We start from the raw sequence: 21,184 nt of genomic DNA on the forward strand, positions 1-21,184 counted from the left end.
AATAGCCCATCGAAAATCATCGTATGAGTTGTCTGTTTGAGCTAGTTTATTAACCTAAATGCAAGTTAATAGAAAGGGTCATTAAAAAGGTTAACTGAGCTGCTAATACAATTAAGTAAACTACGGCTCTACCTTTGAAAATTGACAGCATTAAACCGATACCTTTGAGGTCAATCATCGGGCCGAAAACGAGAAATGCTAACAGCGAACCGCTGGTAAATGTGGAAGCAAAAGACAGGGCAAAAAAGGCATCTACTGTAGAACAAATCGATACGACTGCCGCTAATAGCAGCATGGCTAGAATCGAGGAAACGGGGCCTTGGCCGAGGTTGAGAATTAGTTCGCGGGGGGCGCCAACTTGAATGATGGCTGCGATCGCACTTCCGATTACCAACACTCCTCCTAATTCGCGCAACTCCTGTACCATAGTATCTAAAAGCAGGCGCAGACGCTCTTTAGAAACGGGGTGGAACATTGAGGAAAGTTTCGAGGTTTTTTCTGTTTTGCCTGTTTGTAATGGCTTCCAGTTGTCTTGTAGCAAAGATTCGATCGGCACCACCCCCCCCGGCTGACCGAGCATAAATGTTCCCGACTGCAACAGCAGCGGAGTGTTAGCTTGGACGAGTTCTTTTTCGGAAAACTCTGGTTTTGGCAGAGGAATCGCACGGGCTACAGAGGGTTGCAGCAGAGGCCGCAAGTCTTTTTGGGCGCTGAACACCCAGCCGATAATTGTGGCTATAGACAGAGAAAATACCACCCGAAAAACTACAATTTCTGGCTGATCCCGAAATGCCGTCCAAGTAGCCCAAATTACCACGGGGTTGATGGTGGGGGCCGCCAGCAAAAAGCCGATCGCTGCTGGTGCGGGTACTCCCTGCATCAGTAACCTGCGGGCTACGGGCACGTTACCGCACTCGCACACGGGAAACAAAAAGCCGATCGAACTGCCCATCAAAGCCGCCAGCAGCGGGTTTCGCGGGATGCGCGATACGAGTTTGCGTTCGTCTACAAACCCCAGCAGCAAACCTGAAAATAAAACTCCGAGCAGCAGAAAAGGTATTGCTTCTACTAACAAGCTGAGAAACAGGGTGAAAGCATTATTTAACTGATTTGTCAGGGCGGGTTGCATCGATCACCTACTGGTAGATTGCTATTTAGCTATACGTCTTTGGTAGAACTCCTTGTAGATCATACCAAAGCATAGCACTAAGTTAAGCTCGAGTTAATTTTTTTTTGTGTTTTTTTGGGGAATTTGTAGAAATTCTAATTTAATCAATGCTGATACTTTGAATGATTTGGACTGGTTAAAACTGTGGGTTTGACTGATTTTTTATTCGTATCCGCCTCGTACAGGTCATCAATAATTGACTCTGCGAACCGTCGCCGATTTGATAGATATTGCGGGTAAAAATAATTGAGTTTAGAACAAATGCCAAGGCCGATTTTACAGATGGCGGGCGAGGCTAACTGTTTTATATAACGATCGCAATAAAATTGGTTTGTAGCGATGACTTTAGTTTTCACGACAAACCTATAGGGGACACACTGGCAGGTGTGTCGCTGGCTGAGCGTTACGGGGGGTTGCGAGTACCGGATCGGGGATATGGGATGAAATCACCTCAAATGCCTTAGCTTGCGGGGCGTCCCGCCATCGCGATTGCCAGCTAAAATTCCGGGGCGTCACCCCCCGAGTTTCTGCTTTTAAATTGTCTGCTGACGGGCTGCATCGTGTTGGCGATCGGGCAATTCCGATTTTCTTCTATTATCAATCACTTATATTTCTCAGCCTAATATTTTATTAACACAAGGTTAAGATGACCACCTAAGATTAATGAATAGTTAAATAGTAGAAACAAGCGTTAATACCGCTCAAGTCAGTATAAAATAAAGTTAGGTATAATTACAAGGGCGCATTGATCTCGGTGATCCTCAATCTTGCCTAATACTTTAAGTGGTAAAATTTTCCTTGGTACAGTCAGTTTTTTGTGTAATTTAAAATGCAGTTGGCCAGAGGGATGTCTGTCAAAGCACTCAGCAACTCACCTGCTGACCTTTGGTAGCTTAATGTCTGGCAAATAGAACCCCAAAAAAAGCGTGCTGATAAATTTATGTTGAATACCTCCTGCGTAGAAAGACCAGTCCAACCCCTCTCCGAGGCTGACCTAGGAGAACTTTGTTTAGACTCTACTCTCCAAGAATTGTCGCTTTACGATTTTCAGGTAGAAGCTACGGATTGGGGAATACGAATTTCTCAGATGTTAGAAGCTAATCCGCTGTTACCGGGAGTCATTGTGACCCATCAAGGTGAATTTGCCGGTATGATTTCCCGGCGGAGATTTTTAGAATTTATCAGCCGTCCTTTTGGGCGAGAATTATTTTTAAAGCGACCGGTGAGGGCTTTGTACCGCTTTGCCGAAACTGAGAGTTTAATTTTTCCCAGCAATACTTTAATCGTGGATGCAGCCAGGAAGTCGCTGTTGCGATCGAAAGAACTGCTTTACGAACCGATTGTGGTTCAAGTGTCGCCTCAAACTTATAGTTTGCTAGATGTGCACGAACTGTTAGTAGCCCAATCCAACATTCACGAACTAGCAACAAAATTGCTGAGGCAGCAAACTCAATCTCAATTAATTCAAACCGAAAAACTAGCGAGTTTGGGACAGATGGTAGCTGGAGTTGCCCACGAAATTAGAAATCCCGTCACCTGCATTAGCGGAAATATCGGGTTTTTGTCCAACTACTCGAAAGACATCATGGAGTTGCTGTCGGCTTACGAAGAGATTGTGGGTGACAGCGAAAAAATTGACAAACTCAAAAAACACATAGAATTTGATTTTTTGCAAGAAGATTGGGTGGAAATTCTCAAAAGTATGAAAGTTTCATCGCAGAGGCTGACCGAACTCGTCACCAGCCTGCACACTTTTTCTCACATGGACGAAGCCCACTTGAAGCAAGCTAACATTCACGAATGTATTGACAGTACGCTGCTAATTATGAAAAATCGTCTGAAGTACGGATTTAAAGTAGTTAAAAACTATGGGGATTTGCCTTTGGTAAAATGTTACTCGGGTCAGTTGAGCCAGGTATTTATGAATATCATCAGTAATGCGATCGACGCTTTGGAAGAGGTAAAAGCAGAAAAAGAATTTATGCCTGCGATTACTATTGAAACCGAGGTAATAGAAAGTTGTGACGGAGACTGTGTGAATTCGGAATTAATTCAAAATTATGTTAGGGGCGATAGACCAAATGCCAAACAGCTATTATCCGCCAGCCAAAACGGCGACTTATGCCCAGAATCTGCGGAAAAAAATCAAAATAACGCTTGGATAGCCATCCGAATTGCCGATAACGGGCCGGGAATTCCGCCCGAAATTCAGCGGCGGATTTTTGAGACATTTTTCACCACTAAACCGGCGGGGAAAGGTACCGGTTTGGGGTTGGCAATTACCCATCAAATTGTTACGGAAAAGCATAAAGGCAAGTTAAATTTGCATTCTACGCCCGGTACAGGTACTGAATTTGAAATTTTGTTGCCATGGATTTGAATGCCTGGGCGACTTGTCGATATCGATTTACCGCCCAAGCGGGGGCGGGTTTATTAGAGGAGCAATTTTAGGCGGAGATTGTTTGTAAAACCCGCCCCTACCAATCCGTTACGCTCGAAGCTGCACGGGCATTACCAAGAATGTAGCATTGACTCCGCCCAAAGGCTGGAAAATTACGGGGGCTAAAGCACCGTTTAATTGCAGTTGAATTTCTGGGGATTGAGCAGTTTTCAAAATGTCAATTAAGTATTTCACGTTGAAAGCAATATCGATGCTATCTCCCGAAATCTGTGCGGGCATTGACTCTTTGCCACAGCCGACATCTTTAGCATCTACAGACAAAGTAATTTCCTGATTCTCCTCGTCGATGCTGCATTTGAGAATATTGTTTTTTTGGTCGGCAAAAACTGCTATTCTTTCAACTGCTGCTAAGAACGATCGCCTTTCTAAGGTAATTTGCCGCTCAAAAGACGGCGGAATCAACTGCCGGTATGCGGGATATTGCCCTTCCAAGGTGCGAGTGGTCAGCCGCTGGTCTGCCCATTCAAACACTACTTGACCGTGTTCAAAATGCAGGGTTACAGGTTCAGTCCACTGCCGCATCACCAGCATTCTTTCTACTTCCCGCAATGCTTTAGCGGGGACTGTCACCTCAAATTCTTCTTGGGTTTCTTCGCCTTCAGCTTTTTCATTGGCAGTTTGAACTACTGCCAATCTGTGGCCGTCTGTAGCTGCAAATTCCAAGCAATCTTGTAATACCTTTAAATGCACGCCTGCAAGTACCTGTTTTGCCTCGTCGGGGCTTGTCGCAAATAAAGTTCCTTTGAGTCCTTCTATCAAGGCTTCCGGCGGCAATTTGAGGATTGTTCCGGCTTCGATTGCGGGCAATTCTGGGAATTCTTCTGGGCCCATGCCTCTAACTTGGTAGCTGCCAGAACTGCAAGTGAGATATGCTACGGTGTCCCCCGCTTCGTCTTCTAAAGTAATTTCTCCATCTGGGAGTCTCGAAACAATATCGTTAAGCAATTTAGCGGGTATGGTAAAACTGCCGCCGCCTGTTACTTCTGCTGCGAAGCTGGTACGAATGCCCAAACTGAGATCGAAAGCTGTCAAGCTAACCCGCTGATTTTCCTCATCCGCTACTAAGAGCACGTTGGCGAGTACCGGATGTGTCGGGCGGGAGGGAACGGCCCGACTTACCAACGAGAGGTTGGCGTTGAGGTCACTTTGGGTGCAAACCAATTTCATGGTACGAAGGTTAATTAACCGGATTTGAAACAGAAACAAATGGTATCACAGAAAGCCGGCGGGTCGGTTTTTCTCTGTCAGGGCTTAAGGCTGGGCGCTTATTCCCGGTTTCTACGCAAAATTTTGTCTGTAAAAACGAGAAATCTTCCAAGAAACCCGGTTTCTGAAGTCAGCGCGCGTCGTGAACTATCTGTGTAGGGTGCGAAGGGCTCGCCTATTTTTTTAATTTATTGAATTATTTTTGTACCGATCGCCCTGTGGAAACTGTGGAAAAAAAAGCTAACTGCTTGCGGGGCGTCACTTATAGGTAATAAATACCTGTGGAAAACTTGTGGAAAAGCTGGTGCGGTCGATCGCCCGCCCATTTTTGTGCAAAAGCTGTTTCGGGCGATCGAGTAAAGTTTTCCACAAACCGAGGGCAACTTTTCCACAGGTTTTTCCACAGGCAAGATTGTCTATTATGGGGAATTGGGAATTGGGAATGGGAATTGTTGACTGTTGACTGTTGACTGTTGACTGTTAACTGTTGACGGCGTTGAGTGATGACAACTGACAACGGACAACTGACAACCGACAACTGACAACTTACTTGTTCTCAAGTTTTGCGGCTGACAACATTAATTCGATCGCTCAACTGACGCAAAGTTTGAGCCAAATTCGGGTCAGTGTTCCGCAACTGAGCAATTTTTTCGCAACTGTAAAGCACAGTCGTGTGGTCTTTGCCACCGAACACTTCGCCAACTTTCGGCAAACTCAAACCAGTATGCTGCCGAATTAAATACATCCCTATTTGACGGGCAAGACTAATTTCTCGCCGCCGGGAACTGCCTTTCAAATCTTCAACAGAAACATCAAACTCCTCAGCCACAACTGCAATTACTGCATCTGGCGTTGCCTCTACACTTTCAGTTTGCGGATTCAAAACCGGGGCGATATTTTCCACAGTCATCGGCAAACCAGTAATTGAAAGATATGCTACCGCCCGAATCAAAGCACCTTCCAATTCCCGAACGTTGGAAGTGTAACTAGAAGCAATGTATTCAATCACATCTCGCGGCAGGCGCATATTTTCATACTCAGCTTTTTTCTGCAAAATTGCCATCCGAGTTTCCAAGTCTGGCAATTGAATGTCGGCAATTAATCCCATGGAAAATCGGGAACACAAACGCTCTTGCAGGCGGGGGATTTGCTGCGGCGGACGGTCAGAAGCTAAAACTACTTGGTTCCCGGCTTCGTGCAGAGTATTAAAAGTGTGGAAAAATTCTTCTTGAGTATATTCTTTACCTTCAATAAATTGGATATCATCTATTAATAAAACATCGGCAGCCCGATAATGGTCGCGGAAAGTTTGCATACTGTCTTTGCGAATGGCGGCGATTAAATCGTTAGTAAATTTCTCAGTAGAAACGTAAAAAATCTTGGCGTTGGGGTCAATTTCCAAGCGATAATGACCGATCGCCTGCATCAAATGAGTTTTGCCCAAACCAACGCCACCGCACAAAAATAGGGGATTGAATTCTCGGCCGGGAGACTCAGCTACCGCGAGGGAGGCTGCGTGGGCCATGCGGTTGTTGGAACCGACGACAAAGCGGGAAAATAGGTATTTGGGGTTTAAATTGGCGGGTTTGGGGGGGTGAAGCGAGTGGCTTTCCGGGACATCCGCGATGGGGGAGGGCCAAATTATGGCCGAGTCGCTGCTGCCGTCTGTTTCGTTTCCCCCGGCAATTGTCAAGTAAATGTCTACGGGATAGCCGAGAATTTCTGCGACTGCATCGGCAAGGATTTCTCTGTAATATTTTTGCAACCAATTGCGAGCAAAGGGGTTGGGGGCGCTGACGATCAAACAGTTATTTTCGAGTTGTTCTGCCCTGGCAGTTTTGATCCACGTCTCAAAGCTAGGTCTGCTCAGTTGTACCTGGAGACGTTCAAGTATCTGATTCCACAGACTTTCGAGGGGAATGTCCACTGCTCACCTCTGCCGATCGGCATTCAAGATATTAATTCTACAGTCTAGAGAGTTTAGTCCTCAGATGCTAAAGTTTAAGGGAGTCTGCCGTAGCACGGGCAAGGGCCCGACGCCATCGCCCACAAATTTGGCGGCTCTGCAGTCCTGCGCCAGCTATCGGGGAGCTGCTCAGCAAATATTTAGATTTGGCAGGAAAGCCTTAAAACATGGCAATGAAGAGTTCTACTGGCAAATTTTGGAAGCAACCGGCAATTTACATATTGCTGCTGGTAACGGGAGCCGGGGCCGCCATGTTGGGCGATCGTCTGACGGTTTCTCAATTTCGTGCAAATTCTGGCGATTCTGGACAAAGGGCGCTAGAACCGAAATTGCAACTGCCTCCTAATACAAAGGATCAAGCTAGGAAAGTCTTGCCGCCGGTTCCCTTGTCGGGGGACGCGGCTAATGTGAATTTTATTGTGGCTGCGGTGGCAAAAGTTGGCCCGGCAGTGGTTCGGATCGATGCTTCGCGCCTGGTGAAACCGGGAAATAGAGGGCTGTCGCCGGAAGATTTTTTTGGGATAGAACCGAATTCGGGTGGCCGGGGCGGGATCGAACGGGGCACTGGTTCGGGTTTTGTCATCGGGGCCGACGGCCTGATTCTCACTAACGCTCACGTTGTAGAGGGAGCCGATACGGTAAATGTAACTCTCAGGGACGGCCGCAGCTTTCAGGGGCGGGTGTTGGGGGCGGATAAGGTGACGGATGTGGCTGTGGTGAAGATTGAGGCGAATAATGTACCTGTGGTGACGATCGGCAATTCGGATAAGCTGTTGCCTGGGGAATGGGCGATCGCGATCGGCAATCCTTTGGGTTTGGACAATTCCGTAACTGCGGGGATTATTAGCGCTACGGGGCGATCGAGCTCAGATGTGGGCGTGCCCGACAAGCGGGTCGGTTTTATTCAAACAGACGCTGCGATTAATCCGGGGAATTCTGGCGGCCCGCTGCTGAATGCTTCGGGCGAAGTTATTGGCATGAATACGGCGATTATTCAAGGTGCTCAAGGATTGGGGTTTGCGATTCCCATTCAGGCGGCCCAACAGGTGGCGAAGGAACTGATTACGACGGGGAAAGTCGAACACGCTTATTTAGGCATTGAAATGGCGACGCTGAATCCAGAGGTTAAGCAGCAAATTAACAGCAATGCTACCAGCAGCCTGCGAGTTGCAGTCGATCGGGGTGTGGCTATTGTTAGTGTTGTTCCTAATTCTCCCGCTGCGGCGGCAGGTTTGCGGGCTGGAGATGTGATTCAAAAGATTAATAATCAGCCGATTATTCAGTCGGAAGCTGTTCAGGAGTTCGTGCAAAATGCTAAGGTTGGCGGTCTGTTGCAAATGGAAATTAACCGTAACGGACAAATAGTTAATTTGACTGTTAAACCGGGGAGTTTGCCGGTTCAAAAAGTTGGATAAGAAGGAAGAAGGAAGAAGGAAGAAGGAAGAAGGAAGAAGGAAGGAGGAAGAAGGAAGAAGGAAATGGTAATTTGTCAGTAGTTAACGACTAACCAATAACGACTAACCAATAACTATGGCAGAACTCTTACAAATTTCTCAATTAGGAAATCCCGTATTGCGCCACCCGTCGCAAGTTGTCGAGAATATTAAAGACGATCGCATTCAAGAGTTGATTGACAGCTTAATATTTACAGTACAGCAGGCAAACGGAGTGGGGATTGCCGCCCCTCAAGCGGCTCAGTCCGATCGCCTGTTCATCGTCGCATCTCGCCCCAACCTGCGGTATCCCCAAGCACCCCACATGGATCCCACAGCGATGATTAATCCCCGGATTGTGGCTGCATCAACAGAGACAGTCAAAGACTGGGAAGGCTGTTTGAGCATTCCGGGGATTCGGGGATTGGTGCCGAGAAGTAGGGCGATCGAGATAGAATACACCAGTAGAGACGGCAAACTCCACCGACAAGAATTGACAGACTTTGTGGCCCGAATTTTTCAACACGAACACGACCATTTAGATGGAATCGTGTTTTTAGACAGGGTGGAAAATACCCACGAACTGATGACTGAGGATGAGTACCAGCAGCAATTTGTCAAGCTGCTCTGACCATACGGGAGCAATTCTCCAATCCAAAATCCCAAATCCAAAATCTAAAATCTAAAATCGATTGACCGAGGACGAGTACCAAAAGCAATTTGTCAAGCTGCTCTGACAGTTGGTATAATTGTTAGCAGTAATATCAGAGATGTTGCAAACAGGAGAGCAAATGTCTATCAACTTAGAAAAAGGCGGGAGAATCAATCTCTCTAAAGAAGCACCGGGGCTAAAAAATGCCGGGATTGGTTTGGGATGGGATACCAATGCTACAGACACCGGCGCAGCGTTTGACTTAGATGCTTCCGTGTTTATGTTGGGGGCTACTGGCAAAATTCCCGGCGAAAAATACTTTGTTTTCTACAACAACAAGGAGTCGCCGGACACTTCTGTAATACATCTGGGAGATAGCAGAACCGGAGAAGGATTTGGCGATGATGAAACCGTTACAGTCGATTTAACCAAAGTCGATCCGGCGGTGCAAGAAATTGTGTTTGTGGTAACTATCCACGAAGCAGAATTGAGAAGGCAAAACTTCGGTCAAGTGCGGAATGCTTTTATCAGGATTTACGACACTACTACTAACACAGAAGTAACGAAGTACGATTTGGACGAGGATTTTTCTAGGGAGACAGCGGTAGAGTTTGGCAGACTTTACAAGAAAGACGGCGAGTGGAGGTTTCAAGCTGTAGGAGAAGGCTACAATTCCGGCTTGCAAAGCTTTGTAGATAAGTATGCCGGATAAAAGGTCGATCGCTCCTAACTAAATAAATCGAGGGGAAATTCGGAAGCAGGAATATTTCCCTCGATTTTAAGCCAGACTCATGAGGTGACAAACCAGATGGGAATTCAATTAAAGAAGGGCGAAAGATTTAATCTTTCTAAAACATCTCCAAGTTTAACAAAAGTTGCGATCGCCCTGGGATGGGAAATAGCAACTGAACTAAATTTTTCAGACTCAAACCAGCAAAGCTGCGATATCGATGCCTCGGTTTTTGCGTTAGGTTCTGACGGCAAGATTCCCGATGAAAGATACTTTGTATTTTACAATAACTCGCAGTCGCCGGACGGAGCGATCGCCCATTCGGGAGATAATCAAACTGGTCAAACTCAAGGGGATGACGAGACAATTGATGTAGACTTGGAAAAAGTAACGGCTGCTGTTGAGGAAATGGTTTTTGTGGTCACGATTCATGACGCACAAGCTAAACATCAAAATTTTAGCCAAATCAGAAATGCTTTTATCCGATTGTACGATCGCGAAACCGACAGCGAACTAGCGCGGTATGATTTAACAGAAGCTTTTTCTGAAGAAACAGCAGTCGAATTTGGACGGTTGTATAAAAAAGATGCAGCTTGGAGATTTCAGGCTGTAGGACAAGGATATAAAGCAGGGTTGCAGAGTTTTGTTGACAAGTATCATTCAGAGATTCAACAGCCAGAAAAACCTGCACAACGTACAGTAGAACTGCCTAGATTACCAGTTATTGAAGATAGCAACAAAAGTCAGAAAGCTATAGCATTAGACAAAAAGCTTCAGGAGAAAGCGCCGCACATTTTCAATCTCGCTAAGAAAGCAGATATCTCGCTAAAAAAGGCAAATCTCACCAATCACGATGCTCAAGTAGCGCTTTGCCTCGATATTTCTGGTTCCATGTCTTCGCTATACAGTTCAGGAAAGATTCAGCGTTTGGCAGAGAAGATTTTGGCTTTGGGATGTCGGTTTGATGACAACGCTGCTATCGACATATTTCTGTTTGGAGTCAACCCCCACAATCCCGGTGAAATGTCGATCGACAATTTCTCAAACTTCATCCACCATATACTCCAACAGTATCCTTTAGAAGGAGGTACTTACTACGGTAAAGTAATCAAGGAAATTAGAAACTTCTATTTTCCAGACGGTCGCGGTAGCAGGCGCTACGCAGCTATTAAAGCCGATCGACCTGTCTACGTCATGTTTGTAACTGATGGAGAAACAGCCGACGAATCGGAAACCAAGCAGCAGCTACAATGGTCGTCCCACGAGCCGATATTTTGGCAGTTTATGGCGATCGGTAAGTCGCAGAAAGATGTCAAAAGTAAGGGAGTGCGCGGGTGGTTAGCAAGAGCCGTAGCGAGCGATTTTAGCTTTTTAGAGCAGCTTGACCAAATGGGCGATCGCTACCTAGACAACGCCGATTTCTTCAGTTTAGAAGACCCGGAGCATATTGCCGATGAGGAATTATACGATTTGTTGACTGCAGAATATCCGCATTGGGTAAAATCAGCACGAATCAAAAATCTCTTACCCTAGAAACAGCTTTTGCCGACAAACAAAATGCTAGCTTAGGGCAATCATTCAACTTCACCATAAACCTTACAAAATCACAAAACTATGGCTATCAACTTAACAAAAGGACAATCAATAGTTCTCAGCAAAAGCGAATACGACTTGTCCAGACTGACAATGGGTTTGGGCTGGGATGTGGCACAAACTAAAAAAGGTCTTTTCGGCCGAAGCAGCGGTGCAAATTTTGACTTAGATTCCTACGCTATGCTGTTGGGAGAAAATGGCAAAATAAAGAACTACAAAGAGGATGTAATTTATTACTCTCATTTGGAGTCAAAGGACAAAACAGTTGTTCACTCAGGCGACAATCTCACGGGCGAGGGAGAGGGAGACGACGAACAAATAGTGGTGAAACTGAGTTCTTTGCCAGCAGAATATCACAAAATTATTTTGGGCGTAAATATTTACGATGGAAAAGCGAGAAAACAGCACTTTGGCCTGGTAGAAAATGCTTTCGTGAGAGCTGTAGATGCCGCCGGGAAAGAAATAGCTCGCTATCGCTTGTCAAATGACCCATCTTATGAAGGAAAATTAAATATGTTGATGGGAGAAGTTTATCGAGAAGGCGGCGAGTGGAAGTTTAAGGCTTTGGGAAATCCTTTGGCTGAAGATATGAACGGTGTTGTCGGTTCGTTTATGCGGTGATCTTAGATTCTTGAAACTGATGCTTGTAGGGGCGGGTTCACCCAAAATACCTGTCAATAATTGACAATCTATATAAACCCGCCCCCACCCAACCAGCCATCAAAATGCACATTTTCCGTAGAATTGTAGGGGCGGGTTTCACCAACAATATTAGCCAATAATTGACGATACAAATAAACCCGCCCCCACCCAACGGTAAATCGCAATGCACATTTTTCGTATTTGATCGAAGTCAAGGTTGATGTAGGTTATTTGTGGGTGGGGGCGGGTTTATAGAGACTGTTTGTTTGAGTTAGATATTGTTGGTAAAACCCGCCCCTACAAAACATTACGAATCAATCTTTGACCGGCCGCATTGTCGGGAACATGACGGCATCTCGGATACTTTGAGTATTAGTTAAAAGCATGACTAATCTGTCTACGCCGATACCCATTCCGGCACAGTTAGGCATTCCCAAAGATAGCGCTTGAATAAAGTCTTCATCCATTGGATGCGCTTCGTCATCGCCCGCATTTTTCTGCGCTAACTGTTCCTCAAACCGCTTTCTTTGCTCTTTCGGATCGTTCAATTCTGAGAAGCCGTTAGAGTATTCTGTACCGTTAATAAACAGCTCGAAACGTTCTACAAATCCCGGCTTGCTGCGATGTCCTTTTGCTAAGGGACTGACTTCAACAGGATAGTCGATGATGAATGTAGGTTGAATTAGTTTGGGAACAACTAATTTGTCAAAAACTGCATACAGCACGTACCCTAAACTCTGTTGTTCTAACTTAGACAGGTGCAATTCTAGCTTGGTTGCAGAGTCGATCGCACTTTCCAAGTCCAAACTGTCAAAATCCAGCCCAAACTCGTCTCTGACAGCTTCTACCATCGTTTTCACTTGCCAGTGTTTGCCACTGAAACCGGGATATTTTTCGCTGTAGTCGAACTTGCGTTCTAAACTAATCGTTTCCCCCTGATTTTCAATTTCCTTGACATCCCCAAATACCGCCGCCGCTGCGAAACACATCACGTCTTCGACAACTCCTAAAATGTCGAAAACATCAGCATAAGCTTGGTAAACTTCTAAAGAGGTAAACTCTGGATTGTGGGTGCTGTCAATGCCCTCATTTCTAAAGGCTTTTCCTAGTTCAAATACTCGCTCGAAACCGCCGCAAATTGCTCTTTTTAAGAATAATTCTGGAGCCACTCGCAAATACAAATCCACTTCCAAAGCATTGTGGTGAGTGATGAAGGGCTTAGCAGCAGCACCGCCGTAAATAGCTTGCAGTGTTGGCGTTTCTATTTCGTAAAAATTGGCTTGCCAGAGATAGGAACGGATGCTTTGGACGATGCGACTACGCAGCATAAAACGGTTGAGCGCATCTTGGTTGCTTGCCAAATCCATTTCGCGGTGACGGCGGCAAACTTCGGGGTCGTTAATTCCATAATAAGCATCGGGAAATTGAATGGTAGCTTTTGATAAAAGCTTTAATTCCCTCACTAAAATAGAAAGTTCTCCCCTGGGGGTGCGGCAGCCGATACCTTCGACGCCGACAAAATCGCCGACATCAAGCAATTTTTTAATTTGTTCAAAGCTCAAACCGACTTCGCCGGTGACGATTGCTTTCTCGATTTTGAGTTGAATTTTGTCTGTGGCGTCTTTTAAATCGATGAAACCAATTTTGCCGCTGTCTCGCTTGGAAGTGATGCGGCCTGCTAATCGCAGGGAAATTTCTTCGGGGTCACTTTGTCCGTTTTCGAGTTCTTTTCCCGGCTGACTAAATATTTCGCGAACTTGCTTGGCTGTGTGCGATCGCGCGTAGGATTCACTGGGATACGGTTCTATGCCTTGCGATCGCAGTTCGTCTACTTTTTGACTGCGGACTTCGGCTTCACTGAGAGTCATTAGTTATTGCCTGATTAAAATTACAAATATCTGACATCTTGCACTATTCTGGCGATCGTGCGATCGAGCGTTGCTCAAATCAACGCCCCACAAGAAAATTCACTCTTTGTGGAACAGGCATCTTGCCTGTTCGTGACAAAGCTGCAAGATGTCAGAAACACCAAACTCTATCTTGACACTCCCCTGGCTGAAGCCGAGGGGATTCTTAATTCAGCGACTGACCTTAAAATGTTCTGTCCTTGCGGCAATTCTTAAACCTTTCAACCGTGGGGATACCACCAATTGACGAGCCTAACTCAGAAACATCCCAGCGGATCTATCTCCAAAAGCGTACTAGGATATTTCCCTAGAGTTCGGGTATGCCCTACCCTACTTAACAATTCGAGCGTAAAAAAGTTTGTGTTTGCTGGATTGAAACCTACATTTTCGGTTTCGACTGTTTATAGTGTTTTCGTCGCACTTTGTCCCCCAGTTTATGCCTAAAAGTGTGTCTCATGTCCCGTTTCACGACGGCAAGGGAGTTTAACCGTGACTGTTTCAGTTTACCATACTGTCCCGTCGTGTCCAAAACTTTTCACGAAAGTTTTTTGAATTGAAAAGATGAGATTTTAGATTCAGGACTGGGGTAAAGAGAGCAGGCAGGATAAATCCTGTAACGCCCTTTCATCCCCGGACTGAAGTCACGGGGTTTTCAGGGTATTCCTTATAACAATTTACAATCAACTGCACAAAGCGACCGAAACATTAAAAAATTAAGTTGTCTGTCGATCGCAACAGGTGAGATGATATGTAGTGCAGCCTCACGGCAGTTCCACAGAAACTGAACAGCAGAAACGCGAGCGATCGAACTCGGCTCATCGCACCTCTGTCAGAATCGACCACACACACTCTCTCTTAACATATAAAAACCAGAATTATGGCTGTTGCAACCCAATCACTCGAAGAACTCTGCATCAACTCTATCCGCTTTTTGGCCATCGATGCGGTAGAAAAAGCAAAATCAGGACACCCGGGACTGCCGATGGGCGCTGCCCCTATGGCCTTCGTGCTGTGGGATCGGTTCATGCGGTTCAACCCCAAAAACCCCAAGTGGTTTAATCGCGATCGCTTCGTCCTCTCCGCTGGCCACGGCTGTATGCTACAGTACGCCCTCATGTACTTGACCGGCTACGATAGCGTCACCCTCGACGACATCAAGCAATTTCGTCAGTGGGAATCCAAAACCCCCGGACACCCCGAAAACTTCGTCACCGAAGGCGTAGAAGTTACCACAGGCCCCCTCGGACAAGGAATTGCTAATGCCGTCGGTTTGGCAATGGCAGAAGCTCACCTCGCTGCTAAGTTTAACAAGCCCGACCATAAAATTGTTGACCACTACACCTATGTCATCATGGGTGACGGCTGCCACATGGAAGGCATTTCTGGCGAAGCTTGTTCTTTGGCCGGACACCTCGGACTCGGCAAATTAATTGCCTTGTACGATGACAATCACATTTCTATTGAAGGCGACACCAGCTTGGCCTTTACTGAAGATGTGGGCAAGCGTTTTGAAGCTTACAATTGGCACGTTATTACAGTAGACAATACCGCTCTAGACGAAGATACTAACCTAGAAGCAGTTCACAAAGCTATTGAAGAAGCCAAAAAAGTCACGGACAAACCGTCCATGATTAAAGTCCGCACCATCATTGGTTACGGTTCTCCTAACAAGCGCAATTCTTACAGTTCTCACGGTGCTGCTTTGGGTACCGATGAAGTGAAAGCAACTCGTGATTTCTTGAAGTGGGAACACGCACCGTTTGAGATTCCTGATGATGCTTTGTCACACTTCCGCAAAGCAGTCGATCGCGGTGCTCAATCTGAGCAAGAATGGCAGAAAGCTTTTGATGCTTATAAAGCAGCATATCCTGCAGAAGCAGCAGAATATGAGCGCAGCGTTGCCGGCAAACTTCCTGAAGGTTGGGATAAAGTTTTGCCGACATACAAGGCAGAAGATAAAGCCGATTCGACTCGGAATCATTCTGGAAAATGTTTGAATGCTTTGGCAGGTGTGTTACCTGAACTGATCGGCGGTTCCGCTGACTTGGCATCTTCTAACATGACTTTGCTCAAGGGTGAAAAAGACTTCCAAAAAGGTCAGTACGAAGGACGTAACCTGCGCTTTGGTGTGCGGGAACACGCCATGGGTGCGATCGCCAACGGTATGGTACTGCACGGCGGTTTAATTCCTTACTGCGCCACTTTCTTGGTATTTGCTGACTATATGCGGGGAGCAATTCGCCTCTCTGCACTCTCGGAAGCTGGAGTTATTTACGTAATGACTCACGACTCCGTAGCCTTGGGCGAAGACGGCCCAACTCACCAACCCGTGGAAACCATCGCTTCTCTGCGAGTAATTCCCGATTTGTTGGTAATGCGCCCTGCGGATGGTAATGAAACATCCGGCGCTTACAAAGTGGCCGTTGAAAGCCGCACTCGCCCAACTTTAATGGCTTTGTCGCGCCAAAATCTGCCCAACTTGGCCGGAAGTTCGATCGAAGGAACAGCCAAAGGCGCTTACATTTTGTCTGACGACGGCGGCACTCCCGACATCATTTTAATCGGCACCGGCGGCGAAACCTACCTCTGCGTTGATGCCGCTGAAAAATTGCGCGCCGCAGGTAATAAAGTGCGCGTAGTTTCGATGCCTTGCTGGGAATTGTTCGACTTACAAGATGCCGCTTACCGCGAATCTGTACTGCCGAAAGCTGTTACTAAGCGATTGGCCGTTGAAGCAGCTTGTAGCTTCGGCTGGGGACGTTATTTGGGTTCCGAAGGCGACAGCATCAGCATCGACAGATTCGGCGCTTCTGCACCGGGTCCCGTTGCTTTAGAAAAGTTTGGCTACACCGTTGATAATGTGGTAGCTAAGGCTCAGGCGCTGTTGGGCTAATAGCAGCAGCATAATTTTTGGTGGGGCGGGCTTCGGGCTCGCCCCATTTTTTATAGCAGAAGGAAGTTGGGCAACGGATTCGCTTTCTTCCGATGTAACAGATGTAACGGATGGATGGAAGAAGGCTTTAGTTATTTAGAAGATAAGGAAGAAGGAAGGAAAAGCTAAAATCCTAAAATCTCAAATCGGCATATAGGGTTTCACTTCGTTATACCTCACATCTTGCACCATTGTCAGGAACAGGCTTTTCGGCCTGTTCCACAAGAAAATTCATCTCTTGTGGAACAGGCCGAAAAGCCTGTTCATAAAAGGATTGAGAATGGTGCAACATATGAGTTATACCCAACCTAGAGCTCGCTACAGCTCGCGAATCATTGAGAATTGCTATATTAAGACTTACCGAAGAAAAACCAGTTTCTACCACAATATTCGGTTTGGCAATGAGGCCTTTATGAAGAAACCGGGTTTTTAGCCTCCCGTGCCTCCAGAACTGTATATTTCAGAGAGTTAAGATAAGTTATAAGTTATTGCGTTAAATTACTCCTTCCCCATTTGTCATTCCGTTTATGATTTGGAAGTTTTTAAATCACCTGTTATTCACGGGAAATTATATTCCTCACGGTCACTGTTACCTTTGGCAGCGAGAGCTAGTAGCACTCCACATAGTGTCAGACTCTATCATTGCCCTGGCTTACTATTCAATACCCCTCTCGCTAATTTATTATTTTATCTTTCAGCGAAAAGACTTGCCCTTTCGCAATATCTTTTGGCTGTTTGCAGCCTTTATTATCTCCGGCGGCACTACTCATGTGATGGAAGTTTGGACGCTTTGGCATCCTGTTTATTGGGTTTCTGGCATTCTAAAAATTATTACCGCCGCGATTTCTGGTTACACCGCTTTTGCATTAATTCCTTTCGTTCCCCAAGCATTAACTCTCCTGAGTCCAACTCAATTAGGGATGATCGATTCAATACTGCAAAAAGAAATAATTGAACGCCGAGAAACGGAAGCTCGCTATCAAACTTTAACTGAAGCTTCGCCGGTGGGAATATTTTATGCAGATGCTGGAGGAGACTGCTTGTATGTCAACGAGCGTTGGTGTCAAATTTCGGGAATTACCTGTGATGAAGCTTTGGGCAAAGGGTGGTTGCAAGGCATTCATCCAGACGATCGCGATCGGGTTTTTTCTGAATGGTATAGCGCCGCGCAGGAGAAATTGCCGTTTAAATCTGAGTACCGCTTTCAAGGCATTAATCACCCTCAAATCAGTTGGGTATTCGGTCAATCTGTCGGTCAAGTCGGAGAAAATGGGGAGGTTAAAAGTTATGTCTGTACTATTACTGATATTACAGAACGCAAGCAGATAGAAGAGGAAAATCGACTGCTCAATGAAACTCTGGAGCATCGAGTTGCTGAGCGCACTGCTCAAATTGAAATTTCTAACCACCAATTGCAAAAAGAAATAGCTTACCGCGAAAAAATTGCTCTCACTTTGTTGGAATTGACGCAACTGCAAAATGCTATTCTTAATAGCGCTAACTACACAATTATTTCTACCGATTCCGACGGTACAATTAAAACATTTAATCGGGCAGCAGAGCAACTTTTAGGTTATTCGCTAGAAGAAGTAGTGGGGAAAGTCACCATAGCAATAATTCACGAGCCTCTGGAGGTCGCTCAAAGAGCTGAAGTTCTTTCTCAAGAATTGGGAGTGAAAATAGAGCCGGGAATTCAAGTATTATTTACCTTGCCGTGCCGGGAAATCGCGGACGAAAATGAATGGACTTATATTCGCAAAGATGGTTCGCGGTTTCCGGTACTGCTGTCGGTGACTGCCTTATTTGATAGTAGCGGAAATATTAACGGTTTTTTGGGTATTGGTCAGGATATTAGCGATCGCAAACAAGCTGAAAAAGAGCTGCGTGACCTAACCAGTGCCATGCAAAATGCGGTGGAAGGCATTTCGCGGCTGGATATTGAGGGGCGCTACGTGAAGGTTAACCGAGCTTACGCTCATAAATGCGGTTACGAACCGGACCAAATGCTTGGCATGGAATGGCAGAGCACCGTACATCCGGGCGATGTTGAGATGATGATTTCAGCTTATCAGGAAATGCTAATTTCTGGCAAAGTAGAAGTTGAAGCTAGAGGAGTCCGAAAAAATCGCTCATTTTTTTATAAGCAATTAACGATGGTAAAAGCTTGCGACGCACAAGGGATATTTAACGGTCACCACTGTTTTATGAAAGATATCACTGAGCGGAAACTAACTGAAACTGCTTTGCTGGAAAGCGAATTCAAGTACAGGCAAATAGTTGAATTAGCCGAAGAAGGTATTTGGGTAATTGACAGAAATGGCCTCACGACTTACGTAAACCACGCAATGGCGCGAATGCTAGGTTATAGTGAATTAGAAATGTTCGGGCGGTCGCTTTTTGATTTTATGGACGAACGGGAAAAACCACAAGCTATTGAAAATGTCGAGCGCCGTAAGCAAGGTATTGGTGAACAACACGAATTTAAATTTAAAAGCAAGGACGGTAAAGATATTTGGACTGATATGTCTACCAGTCCAGTCATGGACTCCGAGGGTAATCTACTGTCTTGTTGCGCCTTGGTTTACAACATTACAAGCCGCAAAGAAGCAGAGCAGCAAATGCTGCAACTGACAGAAGATTTGAAGCGTTCCAACGAGGAATTAGAACAATTTGCTTATGTGGCTTCCCACGATTTGCAAGAACCGCTCCGAGCCGTTACCAGTTACACTCAATTGCTTGCCCAACGCTATCAAGGAAATTTGGACGATCGCGCAGATAAGTATATTAATTATATTGTCGATGGCGCCACCAGAATGCAGCAGTTAATTAACGATTTGTTGGCGTATTCGCGCCTGGGAACGAGGGGTCAGGAGTTTGAGCAGGCGGACTGCAACGCTGTGGTTAAGCAAACTATGTGCAATTTGCAAATTGCGATCGCCGAAACAAAAGCTGTAATCACCTACGACGCGATGCCAACCGTGATGGCGGATGAATTTCAACTGGTGCAATTATTCCAAAATTTGGTCGCCAACAGCATCAAATTTTGTCGCCAAGATATCCCGGTGATTCATATCGCTGCTCGCCTGCAAGAGAGCGAATGGGTGTTCAGTGTCCGCGATAACGGCATTGGCATCGATCCCCAGTATGCCGATCGCATTTTTATCATTTTTGCGCGCCTGCATTCCCGCCGCCAATATTCCGGTACTGGCATAGGTTTGGCGATGTGCAAGCGCATTGTTGAACGCCACGGCGGTCGGATCTGGGTGGAATCTCAGGAGGGAAAAGGAGCGACTTTTTACTTCACTATTCCTATAATTAGTACCTGAAGCCTCAAAATTCAATTTTGTTTTTATACTCAAAGGGATACGCCGGTTATGAGCGATCGAAGCACTGTTAGACCTATAGAGATTCTGCTGATTGAAGATTCTCCCAGCGATGCCGATTTGGCAATAGAAGTCCTCAGTCAGGGTAAAATATTGAATAACTTGCATTTTGTGGAGGATGGAGTCGAAGCAATCAAGTTTTTGCGCCGCAAAGAACCTTATCTCAGAGTCCCCCGTCCCGATTTGATTTTGCTCGATTTGCATCTGCCGAAAAAAAGCGGTATTGAAGTGCTAGAAGAAATTAAAACCGACCCCAAATTAAAATTAATTCCTGTAGTAATTCTCAGCACTTCAGCAGCGCCCGAAGATATTTTTAAGTCCTACTCGCTCCACGCCAACTGTTACATAACAAAACCAGTAGACTTCGTAGAATTTACTAAAGTAGTCAGGTTAATTGAGGAATTCTGGCTGGCAGTCGTCAAACTTCCTCTAAATTAAACGGACAAAAGCTTTGCTTATGAATGCTCTAAAAATTTTTAACCTATGGAAATTCTGCTGGTGCATGATTTGCTCGGCGAGGCTGAATGGGGTTTATAAAAGCTGGCGCCCAGCCAATTTTTAACAAGTTGCAAATAGTAGAAAATATGGTACAAGCAAGAGTTTATTGAATAAAGCAGGATTTTCGGTTCGCCTTCTCGGTCTAATTTAATTCTGATTAACTTAATTTTGCCTAAAAAAAAGGTTAAAAATATTGATATAAATCAACTCAACACTCAAGTTAAAAATGATTCCGGTGGTAATTATGACAAGCGAATTTCTTGATGGTACAAGCCCCCAGATTTATCCGTGGAATCAATCCCAAATCTAAAATCTAAAATCCTTGCGTCCCCCCAATTTATCTCGCGCAAGTCAATCTAAAATCTAAAATCTAAAATCTAAAATCGAATGACAACCTCAGCAGCCGATGAAGATATGCTCAAGTCTTATGCCCTGTCAGCCCGGTGCTACATCACTAAGCCTATCGATTTTAGTCAAGTGGCTAAGCTGGTGAGATGGATTGAGGATTGGTGGCTGGTGGTGGTGACAGTTCCCAAATAATAATTTTCAAGTTGAAAATGGTAAGGGAAAGCAAAAAAGTTTAACCTAAGATTGGTAGAGTAAAATTTTTATA

The 21,184-nt window shown here is 45.5% G+C and carries 15 protein-coding genes; 10 read left to right on the forward strand and 5 right to left on the reverse strand.

The features are described 5' to 3' along the window. Window positions 1–49: 49 nt before the first annotated feature. The gene (locus tag QT987_RS09890) at window positions 50–1,129 is read right to left on the reverse strand and encodes a permease (RefSeq protein ID WP_333056769.1); all 1,080 of its coding nucleotides are present in this window, start codon (window positions 1,127–1,129) and stop codon (window positions 50–52) included. A gap of 979 nt (window positions 1,130–2,108) precedes the next feature. On the opposite strand from QT987_RS09890, the gene QT987_RS09895 reads away from it, so the two are divergent. Then, window positions 2,109–3,548, forward strand: coding sequence for an ATP-binding protein (locus QT987_RS09895; RefSeq protein WP_333056770.1), 1,440 nt, complete (start codon window positions 2,109–2,111; stop codon window positions 3,546–3,548). A gap of 108 nt (window positions 3,549–3,656) precedes the next feature. On the opposite strand, the gene dnaN is transcribed toward QT987_RS09895, so the two are convergent. From dnaN to dnaA, 3 genes are all read right to left on the reverse strand, one after another. Further along, entirely contained in the window at window positions 3,657–4,796 is a 1,140-nt protein-coding gene (dnaN, locus tag QT987_RS09900; RefSeq protein WP_006632140.1) for a DNA polymerase III subunit beta, read from the reverse strand. 301 nt (window positions 4,797–5,097) lie between these two features. Further along, window positions 5,098–5,352: a hypothetical protein gene (locus QT987_RS09905; RefSeq protein WP_333239377.1), complete on the reverse strand. Its 255-nt coding sequence runs from the start codon at window positions 5,350–5,352 to the stop codon at window positions 5,098–5,100. A gap of 39 nt (window positions 5,353–5,391) precedes the next feature. After that, entirely contained in the window at window positions 5,392–6,762 is a 1,371-nt protein-coding gene (gene dnaA / locus QT987_RS09910; protein ID WP_333239379.1) for a chromosomal replication initiator protein DnaA, read from the reverse strand. 212 nt (window positions 6,763–6,974) lie between these two features. Here dnaA and QT987_RS09915 point away from each other — a divergent pair, with 212 nt between their 5' ends. The 5 genes from QT987_RS09915 to QT987_RS09935 all read left to right on the forward strand — a co-directional run bounded on the left by QT987_RS09915 (window position 6,975) and on the right by QT987_RS09935 (window position 11,830). Next, window positions 6,975–8,216, forward strand: coding sequence for an HhoA/HhoB/HtrA family serine endopeptidase (locus tag QT987_RS09915; RefSeq protein ID WP_333239381.1), 1,242 nt, complete (start codon window positions 6,975–6,977; stop codon window positions 8,214–8,216). 115 nt (window positions 8,217–8,331) lie between these two features. Further along, window positions 8,332–8,865 (forward strand): peptide deformylase, encoded by a 534-nt coding sequence (def, locus tag QT987_RS09920; protein ID WP_333239383.1) that lies wholly within the window; start codon window positions 8,332–8,334, stop codon window positions 8,863–8,865. Between the two features lie 160 nt (window positions 8,866–9,025). Further along, complete coding sequence (locus QT987_RS09925; protein ID WP_333056776.1) at window positions 9,026–9,598, forward strand: TerD family protein; 573 nt, start codon at window positions 9,026–9,028, stop codon at window positions 9,596–9,598. 96 nt (window positions 9,599–9,694) lie between these two features. Then, window positions 9,695–11,149 (forward strand): TerD family protein, encoded by a 1,455-nt coding sequence (locus tag QT987_RS09930; RefSeq protein ID WP_333239385.1) that lies wholly within the window; start codon window positions 9,695–9,697, stop codon window positions 11,147–11,149. An 81-nt stretch (window positions 11,150–11,230) separates the two neighbouring features. After that, a complete protein-coding gene (locus QT987_RS09935; protein WP_333239387.1) occupies window positions 11,231–11,830 on the forward strand; it encodes a TerD family protein in 600 nt (199 codons plus the stop codon). A gap of 335 nt (window positions 11,831–12,165) precedes the next feature. Here the strand turns inward: QT987_RS09935 and lysS are convergent, their stop codons facing one another. Beyond that, window positions 12,166–13,719: a lysine--tRNA ligase gene (lysS, locus tag QT987_RS09940; RefSeq protein ID WP_333239389.1), complete on the reverse strand. Its 1,554-nt coding sequence runs from the start codon at window positions 13,717–13,719 to the stop codon at window positions 12,166–12,168. A gap of 916 nt (window positions 13,720–14,635) precedes the next feature. On the opposite strand from lysS, the gene tkt reads away from it, so the two are divergent. From tkt to QT987_RS09960, 4 genes are all read left to right on the forward strand, one after another. After that, window positions 14,636–16,651, forward strand: a complete 2,016-nt coding sequence (tkt, locus tag QT987_RS09945) for a transketolase (protein ID WP_333239391.1) — start codon at window positions 14,636–14,638, stop codon at window positions 16,649–16,651. Window positions 16,652–17,217: 566 nt separating this feature from the next. Further along, entirely contained in the window at window positions 17,218–20,016 is a 2,799-nt protein-coding gene (locus tag QT987_RS09950; protein ID WP_333239393.1) for a PAS domain S-box protein, read from the forward strand. A gap of 48 nt (window positions 20,017–20,064) precedes the next feature. After that, the gene (locus QT987_RS09955) at window positions 20,065–20,511 is read left to right on the forward strand and encodes a response regulator (protein WP_333081177.1); all 447 of its coding nucleotides are present in this window, start codon (window positions 20,065–20,067) and stop codon (window positions 20,509–20,511) included. A 447-nt stretch (window positions 20,512–20,958) separates the two neighbouring features. Next, on the forward strand, window positions 20,959–21,111 hold the full coding sequence (locus QT987_RS09960) for a hypothetical protein (protein ID WP_333239395.1): 153 nt from the start codon (window positions 20,959–20,961) through the stop codon (window positions 21,109–21,111). Window positions 21,112–21,184: the final 73 nt, after the last annotated feature.

This window comes from Microcoleus sp. SVA1B4 (assembly GCF_036700545.1).
In the GTDB taxonomy this organism is placed as follows: Bacteria; Cyanobacteriota; Cyanobacteriia; order Cyanobacteriales; family Microcoleaceae; genus Microcoleus.

What these genes read in the sequence shown, in the direction of transcription:
- QT987_RS09925 (WP_333056776.1), top strand. Translation starts at nt 9,026, where the DNA reads ATGTCTATCAACTTAGAAAAAGGCGGGAGAATCAATCTCTCTAAAGAA.
- def (WP_333239383.1), top strand. Translation starts at nt 8,332, where the DNA reads ATGGCAGAACTCTTACAAATTTCTCAATTAGGAAATCCCGTATTGCGC.
- QT987_RS09930 (WP_333239385.1), top strand. Translation starts at nt 9,695, where the DNA reads ATGGGAATTCAATTAAAGAAGGGCGAAAGATTTAATCTTTCTAAAACA.
- QT987_RS09890 (WP_333056769.1), bottom strand. Translation starts at nt 1,129, where the DNA reads ATGCAACCCGCCCTGACAAATCAGTTAAATAATGCTTTCACCCTGTTT.
- tkt (WP_333239391.1), top strand. Translation starts at nt 14,636, where the DNA reads ATGGCTGTTGCAACCCAATCACTCGAAGAACTCTGCATCAACTCTATC.
- QT987_RS09935 (WP_333239387.1), top strand. Translation starts at nt 11,231, where the DNA reads ATGGCTATCAACTTAACAAAAGGACAATCAATAGTTCTCAGCAAAAGC.
- QT987_RS09960 (WP_333239395.1), top strand. Translation starts at nt 20,959, where the DNA reads ATGACAACCTCAGCAGCCGATGAAGATATGCTCAAGTCTTATGCCCTG.
- dnaN (WP_006632140.1), bottom strand. Translation starts at nt 4,796, where the DNA reads ATGAAATTGGTTTGCACCCAAAGTGACCTCAACGCCAACCTCTCGTTG.
- QT987_RS09955 (WP_333081177.1), top strand. Translation starts at nt 20,065, where the DNA reads ATGAGCGATCGAAGCACTGTTAGACCTATAGAGATTCTGCTGATTGAA.
- QT987_RS09915 (WP_333239381.1), top strand. Translation starts at nt 6,975, where the DNA reads ATGAAGAGTTCTACTGGCAAATTTTGGAAGCAACCGGCAATTTACATA.
- QT987_RS09895 (WP_333056770.1), top strand. Translation starts at nt 2,109, where the DNA reads ATGTTGAATACCTCCTGCGTAGAAAGACCAGTCCAACCCCTCTCCGAG.
- QT987_RS09950 (WP_333239393.1), top strand. Translation starts at nt 17,218, where the DNA reads ATGATTTGGAAGTTTTTAAATCACCTGTTATTCACGGGAAATTATATT.
- lysS (WP_333239389.1), bottom strand. Translation starts at nt 13,719, where the DNA reads ATGACTCTCAGTGAAGCCGAAGTCCGCAGTCAAAAAGTAGACGAACTG.